Origin of the sequence: Trebonia sp. (assembly GCF_049794275.1) — a bacterium.
Classification (GTDB): domain Bacteria; phylum Actinomycetota; class Actinomycetes; order Streptosporangiales; family Streptosporangiaceae; genus Trebonia.
On the sequence record NZ_JBARCR010000015.1, the window covers coordinates 1 to 2,891 of the forward strand.

General features: G+C 70.7%; 4 protein-coding genes. 1 reads left to right on the forward strand and 3 read right to left on the reverse strand.

The window, feature by feature from the left end; genetic code table 11:
• Nucleotides 1–1,565: DUF885 domain-containing protein (locus WA805_RS00395; RefSeq protein WP_425241372.1), on the forward strand; the 1,565-nt coding region annotated here is incomplete at its 5' end.
• A gap of 8 nt (nt 1,566–1,573) precedes the next feature.
• On the opposite strand, the gene WA805_RS00400 is transcribed toward WA805_RS00395, so the two are convergent.
• The 3 genes from WA805_RS00400 to WA805_RS00410 form a co-directional block, all read right to left on the reverse strand.
• Nucleotides 1,574–1,843, reverse strand: a complete 270-nt coding sequence (locus WA805_RS00400) for a DUF167 domain-containing protein (protein WP_422277694.1) — start codon at nt 1,841–1,843, stop codon at nt 1,574–1,576.
• Complete coding sequence (locus WA805_RS00405; protein WP_422277696.1) at nt 1,844–2,026, reverse strand: hypothetical protein; 183 nt, start codon at nt 2,024–2,026, stop codon at nt 1,844–1,846.
• Nucleotides 2,027–2,261: 235 nt separating this feature from the next.
• A partial coding sequence (locus WA805_RS00410; protein WP_425241373.1) for an amidohydrolase family protein occupies nt 2,262–2,891 on the reverse strand: 630 nt, incomplete at its 5' end.

Here is a 2,891-nt window from a genome sequence, read left to right on the forward strand (position 1 = left end):
GGCGGCACCCGGACGCCGCGACGGGTCTCGGCGACCACCGGTTCGACGACCGGCTGCCCGACCTGTCCGACGCCGCCCTGGCGGCGGAGCGGCGGGCGCTGGACGGCTTCGCCGCCCGGCTGACCGCCATCGAGACCACGGCGCTGACCGCCGAGCTGCGCGTGGACGCGACAATGCTCTCCGAGAGCATCGCGCGCCGGGTCTTCGAGCTCGACGAGCTGCGCGAGTACACCTGGAACCCGTTGCTCGCCAACCCCGGCACGGCGATCTATGACCTGCTCGCCAGGGATTTCGCGCCGCTGCCCGACCGGCTCGCCAACGTGGCCGGGCGGCTGGCGGAGATCCCCGCGGTCCTCGAAGCAGCGCGCGCCAGCCTCGGCGCCATGCCGAAGGTGCACATCGAGACCGCCATCACCCAGTTCAGCGGCACGATCAAGCTGGTCACCGGCGAGATCGACGCGGCGCTGCGAAAGGCGGGCGGCGCGGCCGTGGTCGACGCGGCCCGGCCTGCCGCGCTCGAGGCGCTCGGCGCCCACCTCGACTGGCTGTCCGCAGAGCTCGCCCGCCCGGCAGCCGGCGACTTCGCCGATCCGCGGATCGGCCCCGAGCGCTTCGGGCGCAAGCTGTCCCTGACGCTGAGCGCCGCGGCCGATCCGGACGCGATCCTCGCCCGCGCTGAAGCTGACCTGGACCGGGTCACCGGGGAGATCACCGAGGTCGCAGCCAGCCTCGGCGGCACGCCGCGCGAGGTGCTCGACCGGCTGGCCGCCGACGCGCCTGAAGAGTCGACCATCCTCAGGTTCTGCGCCGCCGCGCTCGCCGCGCAGACCGAGTTCGTCCGCGGCCACGACCTGGTCACGCTCTACGACGACCCGATCGAGATCATCGATATGCCGGAGATCAACCGCGGCGTCGCGGTCGCCTACTGCGACTCACCGGGGCCGCTGGAGACCGCGCCGCTGGCCACGTTCATCGCGGTCTCCCCGGTGCCCGGCGACTGGACGCCGGAGCGGAAGGCCTCTTTCTACCGCGAGTACAACAGGCACATGGTGCACAACCTGATGGTGCACGAGGCGATGCCAGGGCATTACCTGCAGCTGCAGCACTCGCGCCGGTTCAGCGGCGGCACCAGGCTGCGCGCCGCGCTGCGTTCCGGCTCGTTCATTGAGGGCTGGGCCGTCTACACGGAAGAGCTCATGGCCGACCACGGGTACCCGGGGGAGGGCGACCCGCGGGCGGTCCGCATGCAGCAGCTGAAGATGCAGCTGCGCACCACGATCAACGCGATCCTCGACGCCCGGGTGCACGCCCACGGCATGACCGAGCCAGAGGCGATGGCGCTGATGAGCGACCGCGGCTTCCAGGAGGAGGGCGAAGCGGCGGGCAAATGGCGCCGCGCCCTGCTCACCTCCGCCCAGCTGTCCACCTACTACGTCGGCTACACGGAGATCTCCGACCTGGCCGCCGAACTGCGCGCGACCCCGGGCCAGGCAGACCGCACGGTCCACGACCGCATGCTCGCCCACGGCTCCCCGCCGGTCCGCCTGCTCCGCACGGTCGTCTAGCCGTGGACTCAGCCGCGCCCCCGCCCGGCGAGCAGATCAGCAAGGAGGCGCGAGTCACCTCCGGCGATCTCGACGATCTTCACGCGGCTTGACGCCCCGGACACCAGGCTGACGGCGCCACGGCGGACGCCGAATGCGTCGGCCACCGCGGCCAGCGCCGCCTGCGTCGCCTTGCCGTCCACGGCCCTGGCGCTCACGCGGACGACCAGGGCGCCGTCGTGCTCGCCGCCGACACCCGGATGTGCCGAGCCGGGCCGCACCCGGATAGTGATCCGCATCTAGCCTTGCCTGCTCAGGGGACCCTTCAGGAACCTGAAATAGAACGCCCCGAACACCAGGACAATCCCGATGTTTGCTATCAGCCGCCACCAGAGCTGGTGCCTGAGGAACAGGACGTCCACACAGACCACGACGGCGACCAGCGCGAGCACGTACAGCACGATGGCTGCCCGTCTTCCCATCGTCCCGTTCTACCGTGTTACCGACCTCCTGGCCAGCCCGACACCTTCCCATCACTTTCCGCCTCCGAATTCAGGACAAAGCGGACAGCGAAAGGGCCAAAACTGATGGGAAGGTGCAGGAGCCGGGCGACGTCAGCAACTTCGTATCACTTCCGGCCCCTAGAATCGGACAAATCGGGCGGGGAAAGGGCCGAAAGCGATACGAAGACGAAAAGTGATACGAAGTGGCTCCCGGTCAGGTCAGCCGGAGCAGACGCTCCGCGTTCAGCCCCGCCACCTTCGCCTTGTCCGCGGGGGAGATCGGCAGCGCATCGAGCAGCGCCCGGCCCGAGGCGTTCGCGCCGAACGGGTAGTCCACGCTGAACAGCACCCGGTCCACCCCGAACACCGAGATCGAGCACAGCACCGGCGGCACGCTGAACATGCCGCTGGTCGTCACCCACACGTGCCGCAGGAAGTACTCAGACGGCGGTGCGGCGAGCCCCGTCAGGGACGGCGGCAGCACGTCGTCGATGCGGCCCAGCATGAACGGGAGCATCTCCCCGCAGTGCCCGACGATCACGCGCAGCCGCGGGTGCCGGTCGAACACGCCGCCCGCGACCAGTCGCAGCGCGTGCAGCCCCGCCTCGGAATGCCAGCCCCAGGCGGTGGTGGCCAGCACGCTGGAAACCGGACCCGGCAGCCCGCCGTACAGCACCTCCCGCAGCGCGGCCGGCGGCGGCGCCGGGTGCAGGTACAGCGGCACGTCGAGCGCTTCGAACCTCGCGAGCAGCGGCGCGAAGCGCTGGTTGTCGAGGAACGACCCGTCCGTTCCGAGTGTGCTGTTGACCAGTGCCCCCGCGAACCCGAGCTCGGTGACCGCGCG

What these genes read in the sequence shown, in the direction of transcription:
- WA805_RS00405 (WP_422277696.1), bottom strand. Translation starts at nt 2,026, where the DNA reads ATGGGAAGACGGGCAGCCATCGTGCTGTACGTGCTCGCGCTGGTCGCC.
- WA805_RS00400 (WP_422277694.1), bottom strand. Translation starts at nt 1,843, where the DNA reads ATGCGGATCACTATCCGGGTGCGGCCCGGCTCGGCACATCCGGGTGTC.